We start from the raw sequence: 21,779 nt of genomic DNA on the forward strand, positions 1-21,779 counted from the left end.
GGTTCCCGGCGCGGGTGAACGTCAGATCGGGCGTACGTCGATGATCGCGCGCAGGCGGGCGCGGTCGCGTTCGAGGCGGCGGGCCTCGTAGGCGATGGGGAAGTAGCGGACGCGTTCCGGGAGCATCGGGACGAGGCGGCCGATGACCCAGCCCAGGATGCGCAGGGCGCGTTCGTCGTTCGCGGTCCACTCCAGGCCGAGGCGGTCGCGGATGGAGTCGGGGGTGGTGCCGACGGTGCAGAAGTACTGGAGGCGGCCGACGGGTCGGGTGGCCACGCGCCACACCGGGTGCAGGGCGGAAGGGATCTGCTTGGGCGGGGCGATGTTCCGGATGACCTTCAGGTAGTCGTGCGCGACATTCGTGGGCGCCAGGTGGTTCTCGATCTGGTCCTCGAACCAGGGGAGCCATTCGGCGTAGGTGGCGGGAATCTCCTTGGGCGGCACCGAGAAGTTGCGCATGAGCTGCACGACTTCCTGGTAGTAGGACTCCTTCTCGGCCTCGGTCAGCTTGTCGCTGGAGAAGTACTTGTTGCCCTCGGTGAAGGCGAAGACCGCGGTGTGCAGCACCCACGCCCATGGGCCCGAGGACAGGGCGCGGTGCTTGACGCCTTGGGCGTCGGTGGAATTCAGGGCGGCGTGCATCGTGCGTAGGCGGTCGGCCTCGGCGAGAGCTTCCTCGCCGCCGTAGATCCTTCTCTGCACCATGCTGGAAGCCGTCATTTCCGGCATCTCGAAGTCGGTGTAGGGGTTGGGCGATCACGGAGAGACAATGGGGCATCGCTCGCCCATTTTTCTGGTGGAATGTACGAGTATTGTTGCGGGGCTGTAGATTTCGTCCAGTCTACAGCCGCGCAGGCAATCGGCACCACCAGGCGCTTTGTGGCGGAGCCGCTGGTGCCGGAAGCGAGCCCAACCCGAGGCGAGAGGTTGACGTGGTCGGAGCGGTGGTGCGTGCCGCTGCCACCCCTACTTGGTGGGGCGAGCCGACGGTGGTTCCAGATGCAACATGATCGGTTCACTGCCCGTCAGCTTGTTCAAGCGTGTGGCTTCGTCACGTTTTGGCGCAGGAATGTCAAAGTGAGATCGATTCCTTCGATCTCACCTAGCCATTCCTGCTGCTGCGCGTGTAGGCGCCGTTGCAGCAGGTCGGCTTCGAGCTCGTCGAGGCGCCCCAGCATGTCTGGGTTGATGTTGAGCATCGGACAACGGATACAGGCGTGTTCGTGTTGGCAGGGTGTGCCGTAGGGACGTGCACAGGTGCCCAATTCGACCTTGCGTCGGTCGAAGTGTTCTTGGAAATCGCTCCATTCCGTATCGGTCACCGGACGGTATTCTTCGGTTGGGCGCGTCCGGCGGCGGACCTCGAGATATGCCTGATAGTGGCGGACTATGTCCTCGTCGAAGACTGAAATGTAACCGCGGGTGGTTTGGATGTTGAGATGCCCCAGCAATGCGGCACCGATATGGATCGGCAGGCCGCTGTTGGCCATATCGGTTGCTAGCAATCGACGGAAATCGTGTGGAGTGAAGTGTAGACCCCGGAAACGAGGATCGTATTCGGCGAGTTCTTCGCAGGACTTTGTCAGCCAACCAACTACCGTGCCGGCCGCGACTACAGAGCGCGCGCATCCAATCTGGCGTTGAAACAAGAACGGCATGGGGGGCAGCCAGACCCGCTCGTAGGGGTCCCATCGAGGGATTAGCGCGACAGAGCGGTGCTGTCCGGCGGTGAGACGTTTGATGATTTGCGCGATGACGTGGAAAAGTTCGGCCGACATGGGAATGACGCGTTCACGGTCGGATTTGGATGGTGCAATTACCAGTAGTGCGATGACCTCGCCATTATGCCGCTGGTATTGCCGAATGCTGAGCTGGGACAGCTCGCACAATTCCTCGATGCGAATACCGGAGAGTCTAAGTACCTCGATCGCTACCCATTGCCGGAAGTGATATTCCTCGGCTTTTGTGTAGCATATGATCTTGCCTGTTTTGGAATCTTGTAGCCGCACGGGCCGCTCGGCGGGCGCGAGGTTCCTGTCATGTTGTGCCTCTACGCGAGTGTAAGGGTGGCCGTTATGGGTCAGCTCGCTTCCGATCGCCATCTCTGAGCCCAGCCGCAGTAGCGTGGATGTGTTCTCGTAACGCCGTCGTATGTGGTCGACCAAAATAGATAGGATCGGCTGGCGGAGACGAATTCGGTTGTCAGTGCGCTCTCTGATTCGGCGGAGGCGCTTGCTGTAGTTGCGGAGCTCGCTCGCGTCGATAGGACATGGTGCTGCCCATCGTCCCCACAGTATGGGATCTTCAATGGCCCAACTGTGAAGGTCTGCGTAGAAGCCACGGATAGTCAGTAGAATAGTGTAGGTGTCGGTGCGCTCTTTGGCTGGTGCGTTCTTCCTCGGTGTGGTCCAGTTGAGGTCTTCCCGCCACCGGCGGTAGGTGTCCGGGTCGATCCTCAGATCGGATTGTCCGGGGTGCAGTGATTCGATCGTCGACCAGAACAGTCCTCCCAGAATGCGAGAGACATCATCGACGCCTCGATAGCCGAACGCTGCGGCACGTCGATTGAGGTACCGGATGAGTAGTTGCCGGATCCCGGAATTCTCGATTTGGTAGCGGTCGACAAGTTCGTCGACCGATTGTTGTTTCAAGAATGTGAATGCCCTGATATTGGGTGGCGTCGATGCAGGAAAGTGCCCCATCGCGCACAGTACTTCCCAGGCGAGATGAGCGCCGAGCCGTCCAGCAACTCCACTCCCTCCGTGCGTGATGCCGAGTCGGCGTGTCTCGTTGGCGTAGTACAGCATCGCTGAGGGGGTCAAATCGGCGAGTTGAATTCCCTGTGTGGTGAGTGCGCAGCAGACATCGAATAAGGCTCGATTCTTGTGGAGCGTGGTCACATGGGTCCTGGCGGCCACCTCCTGAAAGTAGCTGTCCAACAGTGGATCATGTTGCATGCGCTGGAAGTCCGTCGCGTACACATTGAACTTGTGCGCCCGGAATTGCGTTAGGGTCGGGCGTACGATGCGCGCGCCGAACAGGAACCGGACCGCTTTCACGAGGTGTTGGCGTCGAACGGCATCGGCGGGGAAGATGATCGCGCCCAGGGTGCTGGCGGCGGCGTTCGAATGCGCTGCGTCCCAGCGTTGCTGCCATGTGCGTCCGGGGAATTCTGCCAAGTACGAGCACGCGACTTCCAGTCCGCGAGATTGTTTGAAGTAATCGGAATCACAAGGATTCGGCCATACGGTCCGCATGGTTTTGACGAGCCGCTCCGGGGAAGCCGTCGTGAGATTTCCGCACGGCCGAGGCGGCATCTTCGGAGCGGGGGCGGGTGCTGGCTGGAGGTGGAGATCGTAACGCGCGGAGTCTTCCGGCAGTCTGCGGTTGTCGTCGAGGCGGCGTCGGCTCTGGCGGGCAGTGCCGGTATCGGTGGCAACGGGCAACCTAGTCACCGAACACCGCCGAGATGTCATCGGGGTCGTACCCGCTGGGATAGGTGATCTCCGGCCGGGGATGGGCGAAATGCTCTTGGAGCTTGTCGTAGAGATCCTCGACACGAACACGGGTGTACACGCTGAGTGTGGACAAGTTCGCATGGCGCAGGATGCGCTGTATCTCGGGCAATTTGAGCGTCTCGTCGCCCACCATCCGGATCGCCGCAGTGTGGCGCAGAACGTGCCACGTCCAGTTGGTGGCGAGTCGATCGTTGGCGCGTTGCAGGATTCGTCGCAGCGCCCAATAGGTGAGGGGCCTCGGATCGCCGCGCAACGCCCGGAAAACCGGCTGGCCTGGCCCCGGCACACCGTGGCATTCCAGATACTTCGCCAGGTACACGAACGCCTGCGGGTCGGCGGGGATGTCCTGGCGTTCGTTGCTGCCCTTGGTGGTCACCCATATCCGCAGACCACCCCAATCGAGATCTTCGACGCCGACCCCGAGCAGCTCGGTCGCCCGCGCGGCACTCGAGACGTAGAACAACAGCAACGCCCGGTCACGGTCGTTGCGCATCGCAGCGAACAGTTCATCCCACATTCGATCGGGGATCGAGCGTGGTTGTCGGGTCGGTGTTCGTTGACGCAGGGACGACCGGCGAATCAACGGTTTCGGCTCCAGAGGGCTGCGGTGGGCAAGTGCCCCGCGGTGCTGGCGGGACTCCGGAACCGGATTGATCACCGGACCCATGCCGTAGAGGGAGTGGAAGTGGTAGAAGCGATGGATCACCGTCAGACAGTGGTTGATCGTGGTGGGTGCGTACCCGGCACTCAAATACTGTTTACCTGTGCGGGAATTCACCGATCCCGCGCACATACTCCCGGCTCGACGGCGCCGCCGTTGTGGGTTCGAGGCAGTGCGCATCCAACCCACCAGGGCTGCGACGTCACCCTCGCGCGCCTGATTCCATGCCAGCCCGAGCAGCCATAGCAATCGGAACCATCTCAGCAGGTCCTGGCCGTAGCTCTTGCAGGTCAAGGGGCTCATGTCGCTGAGGGCCAAAGACATCAGGTAATTGTCGATCTGTTCGACCGGCCGACCGCGAGCATCGACAACCGTATAGGGAAGGTTCTTGAGACCGGTCGGCATCACCGAGCCGATCCGAGGAATCTCCACCCGTCCGAACGTCACATCGCTACGGAGTTCATGTTGGTCCATTGCAGTCGTTCGTAGCGGCACGAGAGGTCGGCGGTGTCATGGACGGCGGGTCGTGCCGGTCCAGCGGCAGTAGTCTGTTGCCCTCCGGCGACCGGCCGTCGGCCGCGCCGACCCATATCCCGAGGTGTGTCCGGCACAGGAATTCGACCGACAGACCGACCTTCTTCCGTGCCAGCTCCCTGACCGGTGATGGTGAATTACCTTGTCGCTCAACGCAGCTACGAAGGTTGTTGGACCTGTATGGCGCGGCCGGTCAAGGGTGTTCACCGCTCGGGGGTGGGGTCGGTAGGCCGTCGAGTAGCTGCCCGGGTGTGGTATTGAGACCCGCAGCGAACCGCAGGATGTTCTCGATTCGCGGACTGCGCCTGCCGCGCTCCACCTGCCCGAGATACGTCCAGTGCACACCGCAGGCGTGGGCGGCGGTTTCCTGACTCCATCCGAGTTCTGTTCGTCGAGCACGCACCCGCGCCCCGAACGCCGAGGCGGTCGGATTGGTCGGAGGCTCGCCTGAACTGGACATATGGACGCAACTTCATCTGTCCAGTGCAGAATGATCCAGAGCGTAAACGTCCTATTCGCTGACTTCGTTTGGGTGGGCGCCGTACTATGCTGCTTCCGATCGCCAAAACCGCGACCTTCTCGATCGGGCCACTGGGTGTCCGCGTAAGCCGAACACGGCACGAGAGGGCGTAGAGGACCGCTCGTGCCGATCCCCTTCACACGAGATCGGAGTTCGAGCGTTGTCCATTGGGATCTTGAAAGGATGTTGGAACGGCGTCGACGTCACCGCCGAGTCGTGGCTGTCGGCAACCGCATTGGCGGGTGACACCGGCGCGGCGTTGCGGCTGTCGCGGGCGGTGGATCCGCAGCGCTACGGATTTCCCAAGCGGGTGCCGTTGGATCTGAACAACTGCACCGAGCTACAGGCCGAGATGATCATCGAGCTGTTGGTCACCGGGCAGGTTCCGACGCCCGAAGCGGTGGCAAACGCAGTGGTAAACCCACCGAACATGAACGGCGACGAAGCGCGCGCTTATCGGCGAGCCGAGATCAAGGAGATCGAGGCGGTCATCCGCAAGGACTGCGACGCCCTCGGCGAGGTGATGTCCACGGTCGTGGTCGAGTATTGGGCCGCGTTCCAAGCTGGCCCGACTTGGCAGGAGGCGTGGAACTCCGAGCCGGTGCAGACCTGGTGGATGTGGGGACTCGGGGAGCCACCCGAATATCAGCTGGGACGCAAACCGACCTTCACCAAACTCGAACGGCGCGGCTGGATCGCTACGAGCCGAGCACCGCGGTCGCTGTGCGCGGGACGACGCTTCCACACCCGGTTTTTTGGTGACCATGTCTCGCACGCTCCGGCGGCCACCGTTGGATACCTGGTCGCCCAGTATGTCGGCATGTATCGGCGGCTGCACGGCGACCGCAGCCCGAGCTGGGCGCAGATCGCGACAGAGTTGACCGACGGCAAAGGTGTGCCGCTGTTTTTCAACGAGAGCGACGGCCGTGCCCAGCAACGTTGGCTCACCACACAGGGCTGGATCCGATGGGAAGGAGGCGAACTTCGCCGCGGTGAACGCGCCAAAACCGAAACACGACGACGCGCGGCTCTTCGACGCACATCGACGACGAACCTGGCAGCGTGAACGACGCGCGGGTCGCCGGGCGTACGGATCCCGGGATGGGCACAGCGGCAACGAGTCCGGCCGAATCCATTGCAGCAGTACGTGTGGGCCATTTTCTCCGGATCGCGGACGTTGCGGGTTCGCGCGCTGCGGCGCGGTCGGCGGTGGCTCGTGCTGTGCGGGCCGGAGAGTTGATCAATGTCCACCGCGGTCTCTACTACAAAGGCGCCCAGAGCCGCTATGGAATGACTCGACCCTCGATCGCACAGATCGCCTTGACAGTGTTGGGGGCCAGCGGCGTTGGCCCCACGAGCTGGACCGCCGCCCGGACATTGGAGCTCCGGCACAGTTGCTGCTAGCCGTCACCGGGCGCGCCTCGCCCCGCATTCACGGCGTGCGAATTGTCGGTCGCAGCAACCAATCCCGTCGGCAGCTCCGCTACATCGAGATCGCGGTGCTCGAACTGCTGCGCGGAGATTGGCGCTCAACCGTCGACGACGGCTGGACAGCCTTGGTCGACTCGATCAGCCGGGAGATCCGGGCCGGTCGGCTCCGTCTGGATAAGCTCCGCAGTGCGGCTCGAGTGGAGCGTTGCGCGACATTGCACGCCTATTGGGCACGGCTGGAATCCGACCTCGATGCGGTAGCGGGTACTCGGCCGGTGGCCGACACCGACCAGTGGGCTGGGCTCGGCGCGGCGATCGCAGCGGATCCGCAAGGTTTCATGCAGTCGTGGACCATTCTTGATGAACCGGTGCCGCCCGAGCTACTGCCAGCCGCGATCACCGAGGAGAACGTGGCGAGGCTGATCTGGGAGTCTGCCGCCTGGGAACCGCGTGACGAGCCCTAGTTCCACACCCCAGCCCCCTTGCCCCGCACGACGGTCCCCACCGGCTGAGATCACTCGAATCAGTCGGTGCGGGGCGCGGTCTCGCGGCGACATACGGTGGCAACTCACGCAGCCCGCCTCGACGGACATGCCCAGTCCAGGGGCGGTGAAATCCCGGCTGTTCACCGCACGATCGGGAAGCGGACCTGCCGATGTGTACAGGATCGGCGCTCACTGCCGAATCAGCGAGCCGTTACAGCGCGTTGCTGTACGCAACCGCATCACCTGCAGTGCATCGCATCCTGGCATCGGGTGCCCGACGCACTCGTGTGGAGCACTTGACATCGGCGCGTCGGCGGGTGGTGTCGGCGAGTCTTGCCCGTTGCGGCCCGCCGGTCGCGATCGTGGTGCGAGGATCGAATCAGCTGAGCACCCACGGCGGTGATGGGTGCGAGGGGAGTGTCTGCTCGCCCTCATAGGGTGAGTGTTTCTGTGGTGGCCTCGCGGGCTCGTAGCGAGGCGATGTGTTCGACGCAGACCGAGGAGACCGGGAGTGTTTTCCGACCTGATCCTCTCATTTCGTCATCTGAATGCCGCTATCAGCGACGCCTACAGTGTGACCGTCGTACCTGACGCCGACCGATCCGGCGATGCGATCACCGGCACTGCCGTCATGACCGTGGGGCGCACCGCCGGTGGTGCCGGTGACCGTGATTCGGGCGCGGTACCACCGCCGCTGTGGCGCAACCACTTCGGACACCTGACGTGCAGTGGGGACGCGTATGTCCGATAGCCAGGCACCCCCACCGCCACTTGGCATCGTGGCGGGACCGAGCCTCCGCCACCCGAGTCGCCGGCACCGCGTTCGCCGGGTCGGTGAACATCATGGACAGCACCGGTCGCGGGGAGAGTGAACTGGCTGGCGATCCGTGTCGAATTGCGCCGCAGTGGTCGCAGCGGAATTCTGTGGCCGCCTCCAGGCCGCGTCATCGCCGCCGGGCCGCTCCATACGTTCGCGGAACTCACGTGGTGTGCTGGAGGGCATGCGGACACTCTTGCGGAGGCGAGTATTCCGCCTCACGATCGGTGTCCGGAAGACCGGGCCAGCCTCAGGTGAGTCGGTCGCCTACGAGTTCGGCGTGCTTCGGCTCGAAGCATCGATCGTTCGCGATGTAGGGTGTGAAAAACCGTGTCAGGATGGAACTCTCATCCGCACACCAGCGTTCGGATCGGGGGCTCATGCGAAGCAACGGGAAAGCGACGGCCAGTGGTTCGCCGAGAGTTTCGGGCGCGGATGTCGAAGCAGTGCGGGCCATGTTGGCGAAAGAGGTTGCCGTTGCGGCATCGCCAGATGGCTCACTGTCGGTTGCTGTCGGTGCTGATGGCAAGGTCCACCGATGGGTCGTAACCGATCGCGCGCGCAGCTCTGATCCCGAGCGGGTCGTGGCCACTGTCATCGAGCTGATCGGGCAAGCCCGCACTGCCGCGTACGATGCTGTCCGTGCGGGAATCGGGCGCAGCGGTGCGAACGAACCGCAGTCTGGCCCGAGCGGTCTCGCGTCACCCGCGACAGGCGGCAGTAGGTCCGGCTACGTGGATGCCGTGGAGTACGACGATTGGCAGCGAGAGCAGAGTTTGAACTCGCCCATCCGGAACTCTACGAACTGGTGACGAATCGCGGTCGGCGCTCCTCGACGACGGGACGCATCGGATCCGCGGTCGAGTTCGCGCGGTGTCTTCCTCGGAGGTAGGGTTACGCCTCGTTGGATACGTGGCTGCAAGGGGGATATGTGACATCGGAATCGGAGAATTCCACCGAAATATTTCAAGTGGTGCCCGCCGAAGTTACCGATGCGGGCCAATTCATGCAAATGACGGCCGAAGAATTGATCAGCGGGATGCGGTCGTTGGACAACGAAGTGGCTGATCTGCTGAAAACATGGCGGGGGCGTTCAGCCACTGACTACAGCAACGGTTGGACGGAGGTCCACAAAGGTGCGGCCGAGGTACTCCAGGCGCTAAAGGATATGGCCGAGTTGCTGGGAGTGACTGGCATCGTGTTCGCTGATATGGATCAGGGCAACGCCAGCGGATTCGGGTCTTTGCTGAATCTCCCTCCAGTCTGACCGAAGGAACTCGTATGAGCAACGACTCGTCGTATCAAGTGAATCTTACCGAGTTAGACGACATTGCCAATCGCCTAAAGGGGTTTGTTGGTTTTCTCTCCGACAGTCTAACTGGACTCGAGCAACGTATCACCGCGTTGCATGTGACGTGGACTGGCTCGGCTGCCACGGAGCATTCCGATGCATTCAAGAAATGGTTGACGGGAACCGCTGACGTCTCCGACGGTATCGAGAAAATGCGCCAGGCCGCCATGGAAGCGCACGGCCGCTACACTTCGGCGATTGAGGCGAATCTGAATATGTTGGGTAGGAAATGACGGCCCCGACCGCAACAATTAATGTGGATCCCAGCGTCTATTACGACGCTGCCACAATCATTAATAAGGCGGGAGCAGCCTACTTCTCGGTATTTCAAACCCAGCTCGGAGTACTCCAAGATACCAAGGAGATGTCCGGCACCGTCGGCGACTGTGCGGAGTGGGGAAAGTCTTACGATCAGAAGGCTGACAGCGCCTATGGCCTGATCTCTAACCTCCTCGCGGCGATCGACAGCTACACGACAATCCTCATTGACGCTGGTTACAACCACGCCGTGGCCGACTATCCACCCGACAGTGGCGGGCTCGCACCGACGAAACCCGCGACTCCGCCACCGGCAATGTCGGTCTGCCCTCTGATGCCAGCCTCCGCAGGGGGCAAGGGCAACGGGCTCATTGATGACGGACTCGATCTGGTGGCCAAGATCGGCGTTCCGGTCCCCGACGGCGACACCGGCAAGCTGCTCAAAGCTGCAGGCGCTTGGACAGAGATGGCCACCTCTGATGCGGCTATCAAGCTCTCCAGTGAACTGGAACGCGCTGCCGCACTGTTTCAAACGGTGACCGCGCCGGAAGTCGAATTTATCAGCGGTGACATCCGTTCGATGAAGGATGCCGCTGCCGATGTGACCGCTACATGTAAAGATATCGCCAAGGCATGCCAGGATCAGAAGACTGCACACGACAATCTTCGGGAAGACCTGAAACATACTCTCGAAGATTTCCGCGACGAACTAATCAAAGAGCTCGCAATCAATGCTGTTGTCAGCGTTGCGTTGTCTTTCGTTACCTTCGGTGTCGGAGCTGCTGTAGGTATCGCGAGAACTGCCAAATGCCTGGAGAAATTTGCCAAACTTCTACGCAAAGTCCTTGATTTAAGGAAGATCAACAAAGCGGTTAGCGTCGAGAAGGAGACCGAACAGACTCGCGCGGAACTGCAACGCATCGCAGACCTTCTGGGTAAGCGTGCTAATGACCTCAAGCAAGCAGCTGAACGCGCGAAGGCCAAGCTTGGCAGTACGATGGAAAAGTATCTACGGCCGAACGAATTGGAGACGGCCAAGCGTCTGGCTGACGACCCGAAGTTCGCTGGGCGAACTTTCGAATCTCCTCCGCCTCCGGACCCCGGTTACGACTGGTATGACGACCTCGGGCGAAAATATGATGCCTTGGGGCGTGGGGACAAGTCAGAATTCCACAACTTCGAGAAATTCAAAGATTCAATTGATCACCACCTGGTAAAGCAGGGGAACGATTTCACTGTGATCGATATGACAGGGTATACTCCTCAACAAATTGCGGAGGTCCGAGGTTACGTCGATTCCCTGCCGCCGTCATCACAACAAAAGATCATTAGGATGGGATTCTGATGCTATCGGTACGTTTTGGGTCGGAAAATGAGTGGTGGGTGTCGGGTTCGGTCTTCGATCGGCTCTTTGATGCCGCCATCGGATATGAGCTCATGCCTGGCGATCTAGAGGATTGGCGCTATGTGGTGGACGCCAATGGCGGAATGGATGTGAACAAGGAGAAGCCGCAGGACGCTGGCCGTTTCAAGGCCGCACTGCTGGAGTCCGCTCAGAGGGAGTTGAACTCGGTCGAACGGACGCAAGACAACTGGACCTATACGACGTCTCTCGAGAAGCTGGTCAAGCTTCTAGCCAAGGATTGAGCGGATAGCCGCGCAACTTCTCATTGAACTCCTTGTCGTCGGGGCAGCCGCTTGTCGCGATCGTGTGGGACTGTCAAGTGCATACTCTGCCTAGGCGCTAGCGTCCACGCCGACATCGTGGTGAGGTAGGCCGGTGGTACGCGGGAGTACCTCTAGCCCCACTGATGGAGTAGGGCAACAGGCGGTCGATGCGCCAAAACCGACTGATCCGAACGATCTCACCGAGCGCGAATTCATCGCCCTGTTCGCCAGACGCAGCGGCATGTACATCGGCTCCCCCGACGTGCGCGGCGTCACCAGCTTCTTGAACGGCTACGACGCGGCCGCCCGACGCAGCGGCAGACCCCTGCTGGACGGCTTCCGCGAGTGGCGGATCGCCAACTACATCGGCCACCACAACAGCCTCGCCTGGTGGTCCCTGATCGAGTTGATCGCGCTACCGGAGCGCGACCGTTCAGACGCTTATACACCTGAGCAGGAGGCACGTGTGCTCGAGGCGCCCTTCGGCCTGCTCGACAAGTTCCTGGCCGAGCGCGAGACCGCTGAGTAGCCCCCACCGCGATGGACGCACCGAACGATGAACGGCTGCAAAAGCTTTCGAGCAGGACGCCCCACTTCTGGAGATGTTGGGCCATCTGTCGACCCGTGAGGACATGCTGCTGACTGGAATGCGGTTCTTGTGGATCTTTCAAATGGAGTTGGGTATCTCGTTTGTCGCGTCGAGGAAGATACTCGACTGCTTCGACCCCGCGATGCGACCGAGAATCGATGCAGCAGAAATCAATCAGCGGTGGCACGCAATCGTGCAGGCCTGGCGACAGCGGCCAAGTCGCCAGGTCGCAACGGTCTATCGCTTCATCTGAGCCGCCGTCTGCCGGATCACGCGTCCGCTGCGATCAGCAGATGCAGGCACCGCGCGGTCGTGAGTCCGGCCATCGCAGCGCTTGCCACGCCGGCCGCCGATCCGATGATCACCGCGCCAACCGTTCCGTGCATGGTGGCGACCCTGATGCCGGTTATCGCCCCGCCACCTGCTCCGGCGCACAACCCCACGAGCATCGAGGAGCCTACGATGACCATGGAGCGCAGGGAAAGCAGCGGTCCTGCCGGATGGATGGGGCGGGCGGAACAACCGCTTGACCGGACCGTGTGGCCCGTTACTGTTGACATACTCGTCCTCCTGTTCGAAAGCCTGGGAACGACGAGAACGGCCCCCGTTGCTGCGGGGGCCGTTGCCATTTGGGCGTCGGCTGGCCATCCTCGTCGAGCACAGCTTTCCCGCCCCGCCCGCCCCGGTCAAGAGGCAAAAATGGACAGTTTCGACAACTTGGAGATTATCGCCAACGACGGGAGGTAGGGTGGGGGGGTGGCGAAGCAGGTCGGCGCTCTCGGTCCCACGGGGACCCGATTGAGCCATCGGGTGCAACATCTCCGGCGGGCCCAAGGACTGACGCTCGGGGCTCTCGCGCGACGCCTGGGCGAGGTGGGCAGACCCATCGACCTCTCGTCGCTGGCGAAGGTGGAAAAAGGGCAGCGGCGCGTCGATGTCGACGACCTCATCGCGCTTGCACTCGCCCTGGATGTCTCCCCGAACTGGCTGCTGCTGCCCGGCACCCTCACCGGCGATCTCCTTGAGCTGGCCGAGCGTTCTCGTCGCACAGACGGTGACGCATGGCATTGGGCGATACGTGATCAGCCTCGTGGCGCACTTCCTCATGCAGCGCACTCCCCTGAGACCCGCAATTCGCCCGCGGGGCAAGCGGCGGCACCCGCCCAGCGCGATCAGCGGGTGGATCGCAGCAGTGCCGGACTTCCCCAGGCGACTCAGGCGCGAATCGCACTGCACCGCGCAGTCATCGCCGACCTCGCTGCCACCAAGCCCAAACGCCTGATGCGGGCCTTGGCCTACCACGCCGACGACATCCCCGGCGCGGAACCGCACGCCGATGAGGAAGATCTTGTATGGGCCCTGCAGTCCGCGGGGCCCGCGGACCCGTTGGTTCAGGCGTGGCGCCGGCAGTTGAGCGTCTGGGATTCCCTGGAGCACCCCGTGTGGTCACACGCCGAAGCACACACCCCCGCACGACGAGCCGACGTCTACCTTGCCCTGGCGCTGAGCCGAGAACTCTGCGACCTTTTCGACGCTGCCTGCCCGCTCCCAGGGGCTTCATCGACGGCGGTGATCAGCACAGCGTTCACGCCCTGGTACAGCCCCGACTCACAGCAACACACGGCCTGGTACTGGCCGCGGTACCGCGAGCATCTCAGCGGCAAAGGCTGGTCGCCGCAAGCGATCCTCAGCCTCGATACGGCGGCCGATACTGTCGTGGCACGCCTGGCCGATCCGACGCAACCGCAGGCATACCAATCGCGGGGGCTGGTCATCGGCTATGCCCAGTCCGGCAAGACGGCCAACTTCACCGGCGTGATCGCCAAAGCGATGGATGCGGGATACCGGCTGGTCATCGTGCTCGGTGGCTCGCTGAACATGCTGCGCGACCAAACCCAGCGCCGGCTGGATCAAGACCTCGTCGGCCGAGAGAACATTCTGCGCGGCATCAGCGAATACGAATCCGACTACTGCGACGACCCCCAATGGGTGCAGCGCGAGTTCCTCGAATTCGGTGGTATGCCATCAACCCTGGGCGGCTTCGATATCGTCCGTCTCACCACCGGTCACGACGACTACCGATCCCTGAGGCAAGCAATCGACGCTCTCGAGTTCGAGAAACAGCAGCCCGATCTCCCCCTATATGACGCCCGCAATCTGCACCGATCCTCGGCACGATTGATGGTGATCAAGAAGAACGCCACCGTCCTCGGAAAACTGCTGCGAGACCTGCGGGCACTGCGCACCCCACTCGGGGAGATACCGGCCCTGATCATCGACGACGAATCCGACCAGGCGTCTGTCAACACCGCCGGCCTCAAGCCCGACATCGAGCGCAGCGCCGTCAACCGTGCGATCTCCGATCTGCTGGCGCTGCTGCCGCGAGCCCAATACGTGGGATACGCCGCGACACCGTTCGCGAACGTACTCCTCGACCCCAACGGAAACACCGAGATCTTCCCCAAGGACTTCATCGTTTCGCTGCCGCGACCCGACGGGTACATGGGCCCACGAGACTTTCACGACCTCGGTGCCGAGTTCCCCGGGCGCGAGCGCACGGTCGCCAACTCGAATGAACTCGCCCATGTCCGCCACCTCGACTTCTCCCGCGATGACGACACCCTGCAACTGCAGCGTGCGATCGACACCTTCGTATTGACCGGAGCCATGAAGCTGTTCCGCCAGCAACGGGATGGACTGGGCAGCAATTACTTTCGTCACCACACCATGCTCGTCTACGGATCCTTCACGACCGAAGCGCATCGCGAGATGCTCGGGCGCGCAACCAAGTTGTGGTGGGACGCTGGCTATTCCGCCCACGGTGACCACCAAAGACTCCGCGAGCTCTTCGACACCGATATCGCGCCGGTATCTGCCGTGCGCTCCGAAGGACACGCCGTACCCGCATCCTATGAGGAGCTGGTGCCATACATCGGACCGGTTGTCCAGCGCATCGGGGCCGACAAAAGACCGACCCTGATCATCAACAGCGACAAAGACATCAGCACCGGTGACCTCGACTTCGACCGCCGCCCGATCTGGAAAATCCTGATCGGTGGCCAGAAGCTGACCCGCGGTTTCACGGTAGAAGGCCTCACAGTCTCCTACATTCGCCGCTACTCCTCCAACCCGGCCGCCCTGATACAGATGGGCCGATGGTTCGGCTTCCACATCGGATACCGGGACCTAATGCGGCTCTACATCAGTCGCGACGAAGGACCGCGCGATCGAGCGATCGACCTGTACCAGGCCTTTCAGGACGTGTGTGCCGACGAAGAGGCAGTCCGCACCAAGCTTGCCCAGTCCGCACTGGCGCTTGCGGATACACGTCAACTGACCCCTGACGAGGTTCCGCCACTAGTAGCGCCACATGTGCCGATGCTGCGGTCTCGGACGAAGTAGCCGCATTCAGGGCGGATTGACGTTGGCCATACTGCGGGCCGCTGAAGGTCAACGTGCCGATAACATCTCGGCCCAAGGAACGCACTGGTCGCCAGTACGCTGACGCTCGTGGCTGCAGATTGGTGCGCGAGATTGTCCGGCCTAGAAGTTGAGCAGGTATGGGTCTGGAACGGCTGGGTGCGAATCGTTCTCTTCGACCCGGTCCCACGTGCTGACGACACCTACCTGGATCTCAACGATTTCCAGTTCACAGACGCTGAGGGCAAGGAATGGGATGTCCGAACCGAGGACGACCCCCGCACAGCCGGCCCAGTCCTAGGTCTGTTGAGATGCCGACTGGCCACCGCACAGACGAAGGATGAGGTACTGACCCTCGTCTTCGACAACGGTGCGCGCATCGTGGGTGACCTGCCCCTGTGATCGCGGATGCGAGACTCGCAGGACCTCCGGCTCTAGGGTCGGAAGGAAGGTCCCCAATTGCCGTGAGGCACGCTGACCGGCTAGGTCACGGAGCGTCATGAACCTGCTTGGCCTGATGCCGTTCATGATCAAGTCATGGCCGACGAAGTACCGCACGACGAACCGTTCCGGTTCTTGGTTGAGGACGTTTCACGCTGACGGGCCGCGGGACCGTGGTCGCGGGACATGTCGAGTCGGGCACAGCGCGGGTGGGTGACCGGCTCAGAGCGATTCGCGCCGGCGGGAGGCCAGGTCCATCAGGCACGTGCTCATGGATCGATGTGCCCTGCACGATCGGTCGGCGAGTCCCGGAACCTCCGTCCATTGGTCTCGTCTTCCGAGACCTTCAGAAGTCGGACTTTGAGAGCGGCGACGTCATCGTCGGCGAGATCAAGGTCCAATAGATCCCCGATTGCCAACATCCTCAACTGTCGCATGCCGCGCTGACCGAACGGCCAGCGCAGGCCATGTGAAGGTCAACCAAGCGAGCTGGTCTGGCACCGACCGAACGCACCGGAGAATGACCGTGCCGAGCGGTTGTTGCGTGAATTCATCGATGCCTTGTTCGTCCGCGACGGCGTCGAGGTGGCTCGCCGGTGAACCACACGCATGCAGGTGCAGCCTGCTCATCGGGTACGACCCAACCTTTCGAGCTAGGAGAGCACTGACCCGGCCGACTTTGCTCGTGCCGGCCGGTCGCATAATTTTGCCCACTTCGCTTGCGGCAACGCGTCGAACGATGGGCCGGGACGAACGCGCAGCGACGAGCGACTGGTGAAGTCCAGGCCACGTTGTTCACTGGACCAATCAGCCCGAAACTTGGACAGCGTCACGGGATTGTCAGCGATGACAGGTACGGTTCCTACTGCAGCACAGTCTGATTCGATGAATTGGGGGCCCGATGGCAAATGGTAGATTCTCGGCAGCAACCAAAGCGGTGGTTGCGGCGTGTGCGGGCTACATGTGCACCAACCCCGACTGCAATCGGCTACTCGTCGGCCCTGAAGTCAAGACCAGAGACATGCTGCTCAAGACCAACATCGGGAAGTTCGCACATATTCGGGGCAGGGAGTTAGGAAGCGCTCGACACAACGAGGACATGACCGACGAAGATCGATCCGATCCGGACAACGCGATCTTCCTGTGCGGTGTCTGTCATGATCTTGTCGACAACAACGGCGGCCCTGGATACTCGGTGGCATTACTGACTCAATGGAGAGACGAGCACACTGCCAGGGTCCGACAGCTCCTGGCTAGTCCACGGCTCCCCCTTCTACCTGAACTGATGAGACTTGAGCACAACGCGAAAGTTGTTCAGCACCTGTTCAATGTCCTTGCCGACAAGCGATCGCTCCACTGCTTGGTTCACATGGAAGTGTGGCCCCACGTGATCAAAGCGCTGCGGGACCTGCGATCCGACATCAACCGGGCTATGCGCGAGATCACCGACGACGATCGCTTGCGGATAGATCTCAAAGCCATCCGTGTTGCAGCGCAAAGTCTCATGAAGAACGTGATCGTCGACGCCGACGGATTGCCGAGCAAAGGCGAAATTCATGCGAATCAGCACCTGGACGTCATGCGCGAAGAAATCGGCTCTATCGTGCAGCGCCTTGCAAAGACGTACAACATCCCGGTCCCTCATGAATTACAGAATCCAACCTGGACGGTTGGCGTCGGCCTCGGCCGTCGCTGAACTGCAGGGTATTCCCGCGCGCGGCTGAGCCACGGCTGTTGAGCGTCGCGATGCTCAACAGCCGCCGATCGAATCCCGCACCGCCCATCAGCGGCCGATGCGAACCCCGTGGCCCTGACAGCAGGTCCGGGCATGGGCGTCATCGCCACGACGATGGCCACCCAGGCTGGGGCCAATAGCCTCGGCGCGCCCGTATAGGACGCGGCGCCCTCGGGGCGGTGCAGGGGACGAAACACTCGGCGGGGATGCCTGCGGGGACGCGCGGTGGGTGGTTGAATCGGTCAGGGTCGGCGGCGGGATCGCATCGGCCCCGGAGACGAGAGTTCTTACCCCGGAAAGGGTGTCGGTGAATCTAGCCAGTCGTGCTCTGGGGTGGCGGGCACGCAGGATGTCGACGGCGAGGTACTGGCGGACGCGCCGTCGCGTGATGTCTGGGCGTAGTGCGATTGCGTTGCTCGCGGCCGGGGCGGGCTCGTTTGCTCGGGAGTCGAGGTCGATGTCGTGGACGGCCCTCAGGCTGCTGGGTCGAGTTGTCTTCGCCACGATCGTGGCGGTGGTCCTGGTCTCTGTCGGCCAACGTTGCGGCAGCTTGCTGAAAGATGTTGTTGCGGAATGGGAATGGCTTCCAAGATGGCTATCGTCGGCGGCGAGTTGGTGCGGCAGGCTCCCGCCGCCGATGTTGAACGTTCAGGCCATTGTCGCTGCCGCGCTTGCTGTGACCGGCACGTTGGCTGGCGTCTACTTCGCGACGGTCGCGTTCGTAGTGTCGACCGCCTACAAGGACACCACTGCGCGGGTGCGGGCGCTGGTCACCCGGCTGCCCGGCGGTCGGGTGTACGCGCGAGTGTATGTGCAGGCGGTGTTGTCGGGGCTGATCGTGTTGATGATGCCGACCGTCGGACGTCAGCCCAATCACTTGGTACTGGCGATGGTGGCGTTGTTGGGTGGGTTCGTGGTGCTGTCGTTCGGGCGATTACGCACCCAGCTCTACGACCTGCTTGAGCCGCGGCGGCTGCTGCCGATCGTGGGGCAAGATCTGGCGCGTTCGACGATGCCTGTTTCTCGACCCGGCAGCGGTGAGCCCGATACACAGGTTCTGCTGCGGCGCAGGCAAACTCTGGCATCGCTGCAGACGTTGAGCGACATCTGTGCGCTGGTCCGCAGCCGCGAAAAAGATCTCACCAATGTCGCCGCCGAATATGTCACCGCCGACACCCGATCGCGGACCGCCGCACAGTACCTGAGCAGCCAATGGCTGACTTACGGGCGCAGAAAGCGGGACCTGCTCGCTACCCCCGGCTGGTGCGTTTCCTCGCACGAGCACAAAGACTGGCTGCTGGCCGATGCGATGGAGATCGGTGTGGCATTGTCGACCTCCACGACCTTGCCCGCTACCCGCACCGAGGACTCGCTGTGGGTAGAACGACGACTCGCGGCGATCCTGGGAGAGTTGCTCAGCGGTCGCGGTGTTGCCGAGCTCGCATCGCTACTCAACGCACTCGACGACCCCGTGCGCGAATTGATGCGGTGTGGACTTTTCGCCGAGGCACGCCTGTGGATAGAGACGGTGGCAGCGCCGGTGATAGCTGAGGTGGAGCGTGCGCTACCGGCGCCAGTACCGCGGGCCACGGTCGGTACCGACGCCGCCACGGGCGGCGAGCTGAGCTCACCGGCCACCGGCACCGAACTTGCCCTGGCGAACGTGGTTGACTTCGTGATGCACACCCACATTCAGGCAGTGCTGGGACTCTACGATCATGTCGCGGCGCTGACCGCCGACTTCCCACAATGGGCACTGCGCCAGGTAGCCGGGAAACGAGTGCGGAATCTGGGACCAGTAGCGGCACAGTCGAGCTGTCAGATCCAGGACGCCCTGGACTTTGAGGTATCTATCGAAGGCCGCCGGATCACCTCCGACGCCAACGTCTCACAGTTGATGGCCCGTGCGATCGCCACCGAAATCATCGACGAGGCCACACAATTGATGGCCGTCTTCGACGAGGACCTGTGGCCGTGGGTGCGCCGTGTTGGGGATTCGCCCACAGCCGCAGCAGGCGCAGCCCTCAGCCGCATGGACGAAGCAACCGCCAAATGGCAACACCCCTTGGCGGCGATGGCGGAGCTGTTCACCCACTGCGAAGCCGCACACCGAGAAACCGATGACGCGTGGCCCGACCTTGATCTTGACGACCTACATCGTCGACGGCAACTGCTGCACGACGGGTTGCGCACACCGATCGCAGTACTGGCTGCCCGAGCGAATGCCCACCCGCGCAGCGACCGCCCCGACATGTTCGGGTGGGCGTTTCAACGCAGTTACCAAGACCTGTTCGATGATGTCCTCTCCGACCGAGCAGTCATCGACCTCGACCAGCGGCTACTGGCACTGTTCATGGCCACCGACAGTGCCCGTGTGCGCCTGCAATCCAGCGTGCGCCGTCACCACCCGAGCGTCCTGGCTGCCGTGTGGTCCGAGCCGTTGTCAATGCTGCTGCAGTTGTCAGGCACTGCGATGACGATCGGAGTCGTCAACGAACACGACAAGCTCCGCCTCGCCGGATTCGACACCGCATGGGAACGTGTGCTGGACGCAAATGCTCAACACGTCCTTGACCTCTGCCTGGAGACGATCGTGCACAACCAACGCGTGCTGGGAATGTCGCCGGGATTGCTCGCACAGACAACCCGCCACAATAGAGTCGTCGAAGCACTGCAAGCCAGGGGATTTCGGCGCGAGGATCTCTATTTCGGCGAAGCCGACTTACTTGGTGGCGAGTCCAACCCGCGTGCAGCGCTCATCCTGAGCCGACTGCAGATCGCGCAATTGAGCGAATTGTTCGTCGCCGCATGGTTGCTGCCTCGGTCGGTACAGCGCGGCGCCGTCCCTACACTCGACCACATCGGGTCACGGCTGGCAGCGCTCATCGCTGCCTTCGAGGCGCTGGACGCGACACAATCCACACACCACGGCGAGACCGGTGCGGCCGACCCCGCCGTCGAGCAGTGATTATGTCAGCGCTTCGGTCCCGAGTTTCGCTGCACCCGTACGCATTCGACGGCTCAGCGCTGCACGGCCACGACGGCTTGTACTGCTCGATGCTGCTCGACGACTTCGACCACCAGCAGTACCCGTTCGAGATCGGCTTGGAATTTGGCGAGCATGACCCCGACCACGGTGCGGCGATCGTCGCCAGCCTGCTCGACGAACTCGGTTTCCACAGCGAGGACCCGGCCCGGTTGTTCGCCCAACTGGTGGCCACGGTCGGGCACGACCACCTGATGTACGGGCGCAGCATATTCGAGCTCTACATCGACGACCAGGACCCCATGCCGGGTGCCCGCCTGGGCGTGCTGCCCGGCTGGTCGCTGCAGCGGCGCGCATGGGGCACGTTCCAGAACGCACCGACCGCAGGCAAACAGGTGCGGCGCAAGATCCCCGCTGACGTGCTGGTGGCCTTCGAGCTGCCAGTACCTCTGCGGCGTGACTTGCACCGTACTTGGCAACAGCTAATAGCCCTCCGGCCCTCCCACGCGACGTTGACACCCGTCGCGGCCAACTTTGCTCGCGGCAGCTACGACCTCGCAGCTCATCAACGCAGCCTCAATGTAATGGCCGCTCGCGCAACGAGATCCATTGGATGGGACGGCCGTGACCTGTTCCTGCCACAGGCCACCAGCAGCTACCGCGTCTACCGGCGGCTGCGGTTCCTCCGCACCTGGCTGGCCGTGGTGGACTCGGTGTTGGCAACTCTAAATCAAGTCTGCGCACACTCCGACGTCTGCGCCGATGCGCCACTGACGATACGTGCCAGTGGCCTGCCCGCGATAGAGGACATCGATCGCTACATGGCCGCTGTCATCGACGGTAGCCAGTCACTCGACAGCATCGTTCAGACTGTATTCCGCTCACCGACAAACTGACTACTTCGGGTCGATGCGCTCGCGATGAGGCCTTCCTGGTCCATGGTCTTGAACATGTTCTGTGACCTGACCTGACAACGGAATTGGCAGGGGCGCGTGGTACGGATGTTGGCCGGATTGCTGGCTAGTGCCGTGTCAGGCAACGTTCGTTAGGTAATCGGGTCTGCGGATCCTGGAGCCGACCGCGAAGTCCCGAATTGGGCTGGCGTGTTGGTTACGCCAGCGGACGTAGGTGCCGATGGCGTCGTCTTGCTCGTCGTGGCTGCGGTGGTCGGTGCCGTTGAGCGCGAAGTACCGCAGCGCGGCGAACTCGCACTCGATCCGGTTCAGCCACGACGAGTACGCGGCAGAAACACCAGCTCGATCGCGTTGCCGGGACTGCCCCGAGTTCGGTTGACTCGCGGGGTGTGGTGTTTCAGGCCGCGAGTGCGGGCTGATTGATTGTCTCAAATTCGATCGGTGTCAGGCG

17 protein-coding genes are annotated in these 21,779 nt (G+C 62.3%); 13 read left to right on the forward strand and 4 right to left on the reverse strand.

Annotated elements, in window-relative coordinates; translation table 11 throughout:
• Nucleotides 1–21: 21 nt before the first annotated feature.
• The 4 genes from ACFV4K_RS24520 to ACFV4K_RS24535 form a co-directional block, all read right to left on the reverse strand.
• Complete coding sequence (locus ACFV4K_RS24520) at nucleotides 22–720, reverse strand: oxygenase MpaB family protein (protein ID WP_379277998.1); 699 nt, start codon at nucleotides 718–720, stop codon at nucleotides 22–24.
• Between the two features lie 314 nt (nucleotides 721–1,034).
• Nucleotides 1,035–3,179 carry a site-specific integrase gene (locus ACFV4K_RS24525; RefSeq protein WP_379278000.1) on the reverse strand — a complete coding sequence of 715 codons (2,145 nt, stop codon included), beginning with the start codon at nucleotides 3,177–3,179 and terminating at the stop codon, nucleotides 1,035–1,037.
• Nucleotides 3,180–3,447: 268 nt separating this feature from the next.
• A complete protein-coding gene (locus ACFV4K_RS24530; RefSeq protein ID WP_379278002.1) occupies nucleotides 3,448–4,653 on the reverse strand; it encodes a tyrosine-type recombinase/integrase in 1,206 nt (401 codons plus the stop codon).
• A 253-nt stretch (nucleotides 4,654–4,906) separates the two neighbouring features.
• Complete coding sequence (locus tag ACFV4K_RS24535) at nucleotides 4,907–5,173, reverse strand: helix-turn-helix domain-containing protein (RefSeq protein ID WP_379278004.1); 267 nt, start codon at nucleotides 5,171–5,173, stop codon at nucleotides 4,907–4,909.
• Between the two features lie 295 nt (nucleotides 5,174–5,468).
• Here ACFV4K_RS24535 and ACFV4K_RS24540 point away from each other — a divergent pair, with 295 nt between their 5' ends.
• The 13 genes from ACFV4K_RS24540 to ACFV4K_RS24600 all read left to right on the forward strand — a co-directional run bounded on the left by ACFV4K_RS24540 (nucleotide 5,469) and on the right by ACFV4K_RS24600 (nucleotide 21,310).
• Nucleotides 5,469–6,299: a hypothetical protein gene (locus tag ACFV4K_RS24540; protein WP_379278005.1), complete on the forward strand. Its 831-nt coding sequence runs from the start codon at nucleotides 5,469–5,471 to the stop codon at nucleotides 6,297–6,299.
• 328 nt (nucleotides 6,300–6,627) lie between these two features.
• On the forward strand, nucleotides 6,628–7,128 hold the full coding sequence (locus ACFV4K_RS24545; RefSeq protein ID WP_379278007.1) for a hypothetical protein: 501 nt from the start codon (nucleotides 6,628–6,630) through the stop codon (nucleotides 7,126–7,128).
• Nucleotides 7,129–7,660: 532 nt separating this feature from the next.
• Nucleotides 7,661–7,900: a hypothetical protein gene (locus tag ACFV4K_RS24550; protein WP_379278008.1), complete on the forward strand. Its 240-nt coding sequence runs from the start codon at nucleotides 7,661–7,663 to the stop codon at nucleotides 7,898–7,900.
• Between the two features lie 970 nt (nucleotides 7,901–8,870).
• Entirely contained in the window at nucleotides 8,871–9,233 is a 363-nt protein-coding gene (locus ACFV4K_RS24555; RefSeq protein ID WP_379278010.1) for a WXG100 family type VII secretion target, read from the forward strand.
• A 14-nt stretch (nucleotides 9,234–9,247) separates the two neighbouring features.
• Nucleotides 9,248–9,550, forward strand: coding sequence for a WXG100 family type VII secretion target (locus ACFV4K_RS24560; RefSeq protein WP_379278012.1), 303 nt, complete (start codon nucleotides 9,248–9,250; stop codon nucleotides 9,548–9,550).
• Nucleotides 9,547–10,920 carry a hypothetical protein gene (locus ACFV4K_RS24565; protein WP_379278013.1) on the forward strand — a complete coding sequence of 458 codons (1,374 nt, stop codon included), beginning with the start codon at nucleotides 9,547–9,549 and terminating at the stop codon, nucleotides 10,918–10,920. Before ACFV4K_RS24560 ends, ACFV4K_RS24565 begins: the two co-directional genes overlap by 4 nt.
• Complete coding sequence (locus tag ACFV4K_RS24570) at nucleotides 10,920–11,222, forward strand: hypothetical protein (RefSeq protein ID WP_379278015.1); 303 nt, start codon at nucleotides 10,920–10,922, stop codon at nucleotides 11,220–11,222. Before ACFV4K_RS24565 ends, ACFV4K_RS24570 begins: the two co-directional genes overlap by 1 nt.
• Nucleotides 11,223–11,355: 133 nt before the next feature.
• Complete coding sequence (locus ACFV4K_RS24575) at nucleotides 11,356–11,772, forward strand: hypothetical protein (protein WP_379278017.1); 417 nt, start codon at nucleotides 11,356–11,358, stop codon at nucleotides 11,770–11,772.
• A gap of 816 nt (nucleotides 11,773–12,588) precedes the next feature.
• On the forward strand, nucleotides 12,589–15,234 hold the full coding sequence (locus ACFV4K_RS24580; RefSeq protein WP_379278019.1) for a Z1 domain-containing protein: 2,646 nt from the start codon (nucleotides 12,589–12,591) through the stop codon (nucleotides 15,232–15,234).
• A 108-nt stretch (nucleotides 15,235–15,342) separates the two neighbouring features.
• Nucleotides 15,343–15,654 carry a hypothetical protein gene (locus ACFV4K_RS24585; protein ID WP_379278020.1) on the forward strand — a complete coding sequence of 104 codons (312 nt, stop codon included), beginning with the start codon at nucleotides 15,343–15,345 and terminating at the stop codon, nucleotides 15,652–15,654.
• Between the two features lie 1,060 nt (nucleotides 15,655–16,714).
• Complete coding sequence (locus ACFV4K_RS24590) at nucleotides 16,715–17,389, forward strand: hypothetical protein (RefSeq protein ID WP_379278022.1); 675 nt, start codon at nucleotides 16,715–16,717, stop codon at nucleotides 17,387–17,389.
• Between the two features lie 496 nt (nucleotides 17,390–17,885).
• Nucleotides 17,886–20,396 carry a hypothetical protein gene (locus ACFV4K_RS24595; protein ID WP_379278024.1) on the forward strand — a complete coding sequence of 837 codons (2,511 nt, stop codon included), beginning with the start codon at nucleotides 17,886–17,888 and terminating at the stop codon, nucleotides 20,394–20,396.
• An 89-nt stretch (nucleotides 20,397–20,485) separates the two neighbouring features.
• Nucleotides 20,486–21,310, forward strand: a complete 825-nt coding sequence (locus ACFV4K_RS24600; protein WP_379278025.1) for a hypothetical protein — start codon at nucleotides 20,486–20,488, stop codon at nucleotides 21,308–21,310.
• Nucleotides 21,311–21,779: the final 469 nt, after the last annotated feature.

It is taken from the genome of Nocardia sp. NPDC059764, assembly GCF_042732555.1.
Classification (GTDB): domain Bacteria; phylum Actinomycetota; class Actinomycetes; order Mycobacteriales; family Mycobacteriaceae; genus Nocardia.

Excerpts from the sequence above, each read along its gene's own strand:
- ACFV4K_RS24520 (WP_379277998.1), bottom strand. The coding sequence starts at position 720 with ATGACGGCTTCCAGCATGGTGCAGAGAAGGATCTACGGCGGCGAGGAA.
- ACFV4K_RS24595 (WP_379278024.1), top strand. The coding sequence starts at position 17,886 with ATGTCGTGGACGGCCCTCAGGCTGCTGGGTCGAGTTGTCTTCGCCACG.
- ACFV4K_RS24600 (WP_379278025.1), top strand. The coding sequence starts at position 20,486 with ATGCTGCTCGACGACTTCGACCACCAGCAGTACCCGTTCGAGATCGGC.
- ACFV4K_RS24570 (WP_379278015.1), top strand. The coding sequence starts at position 10,920 with ATGCTATCGGTACGTTTTGGGTCGGAAAATGAGTGGTGGGTGTCGGGT.
- ACFV4K_RS24530 (WP_379278002.1), bottom strand. The coding sequence starts at position 4,653 with ATGGACCAACATGAACTCCGTAGCGATGTGACGTTCGGACGGGTGGAG.
- ACFV4K_RS24535 (WP_379278004.1), bottom strand. The coding sequence starts at position 5,173 with ATGTCCAGTTCAGGCGAGCCTCCGACCAATCCGACCGCCTCGGCGTTC.
- ACFV4K_RS24565 (WP_379278013.1), top strand. The coding sequence starts at position 9,547 with ATGACGGCCCCGACCGCAACAATTAATGTGGATCCCAGCGTCTATTAC.
- ACFV4K_RS24590 (WP_379278022.1), top strand. The coding sequence starts at position 16,715 with ATGCTGCTCAAGACCAACATCGGGAAGTTCGCACATATTCGGGGCAGG.
- ACFV4K_RS24560 (WP_379278012.1), top strand. The coding sequence starts at position 9,248 with ATGAGCAACGACTCGTCGTATCAAGTGAATCTTACCGAGTTAGACGAC.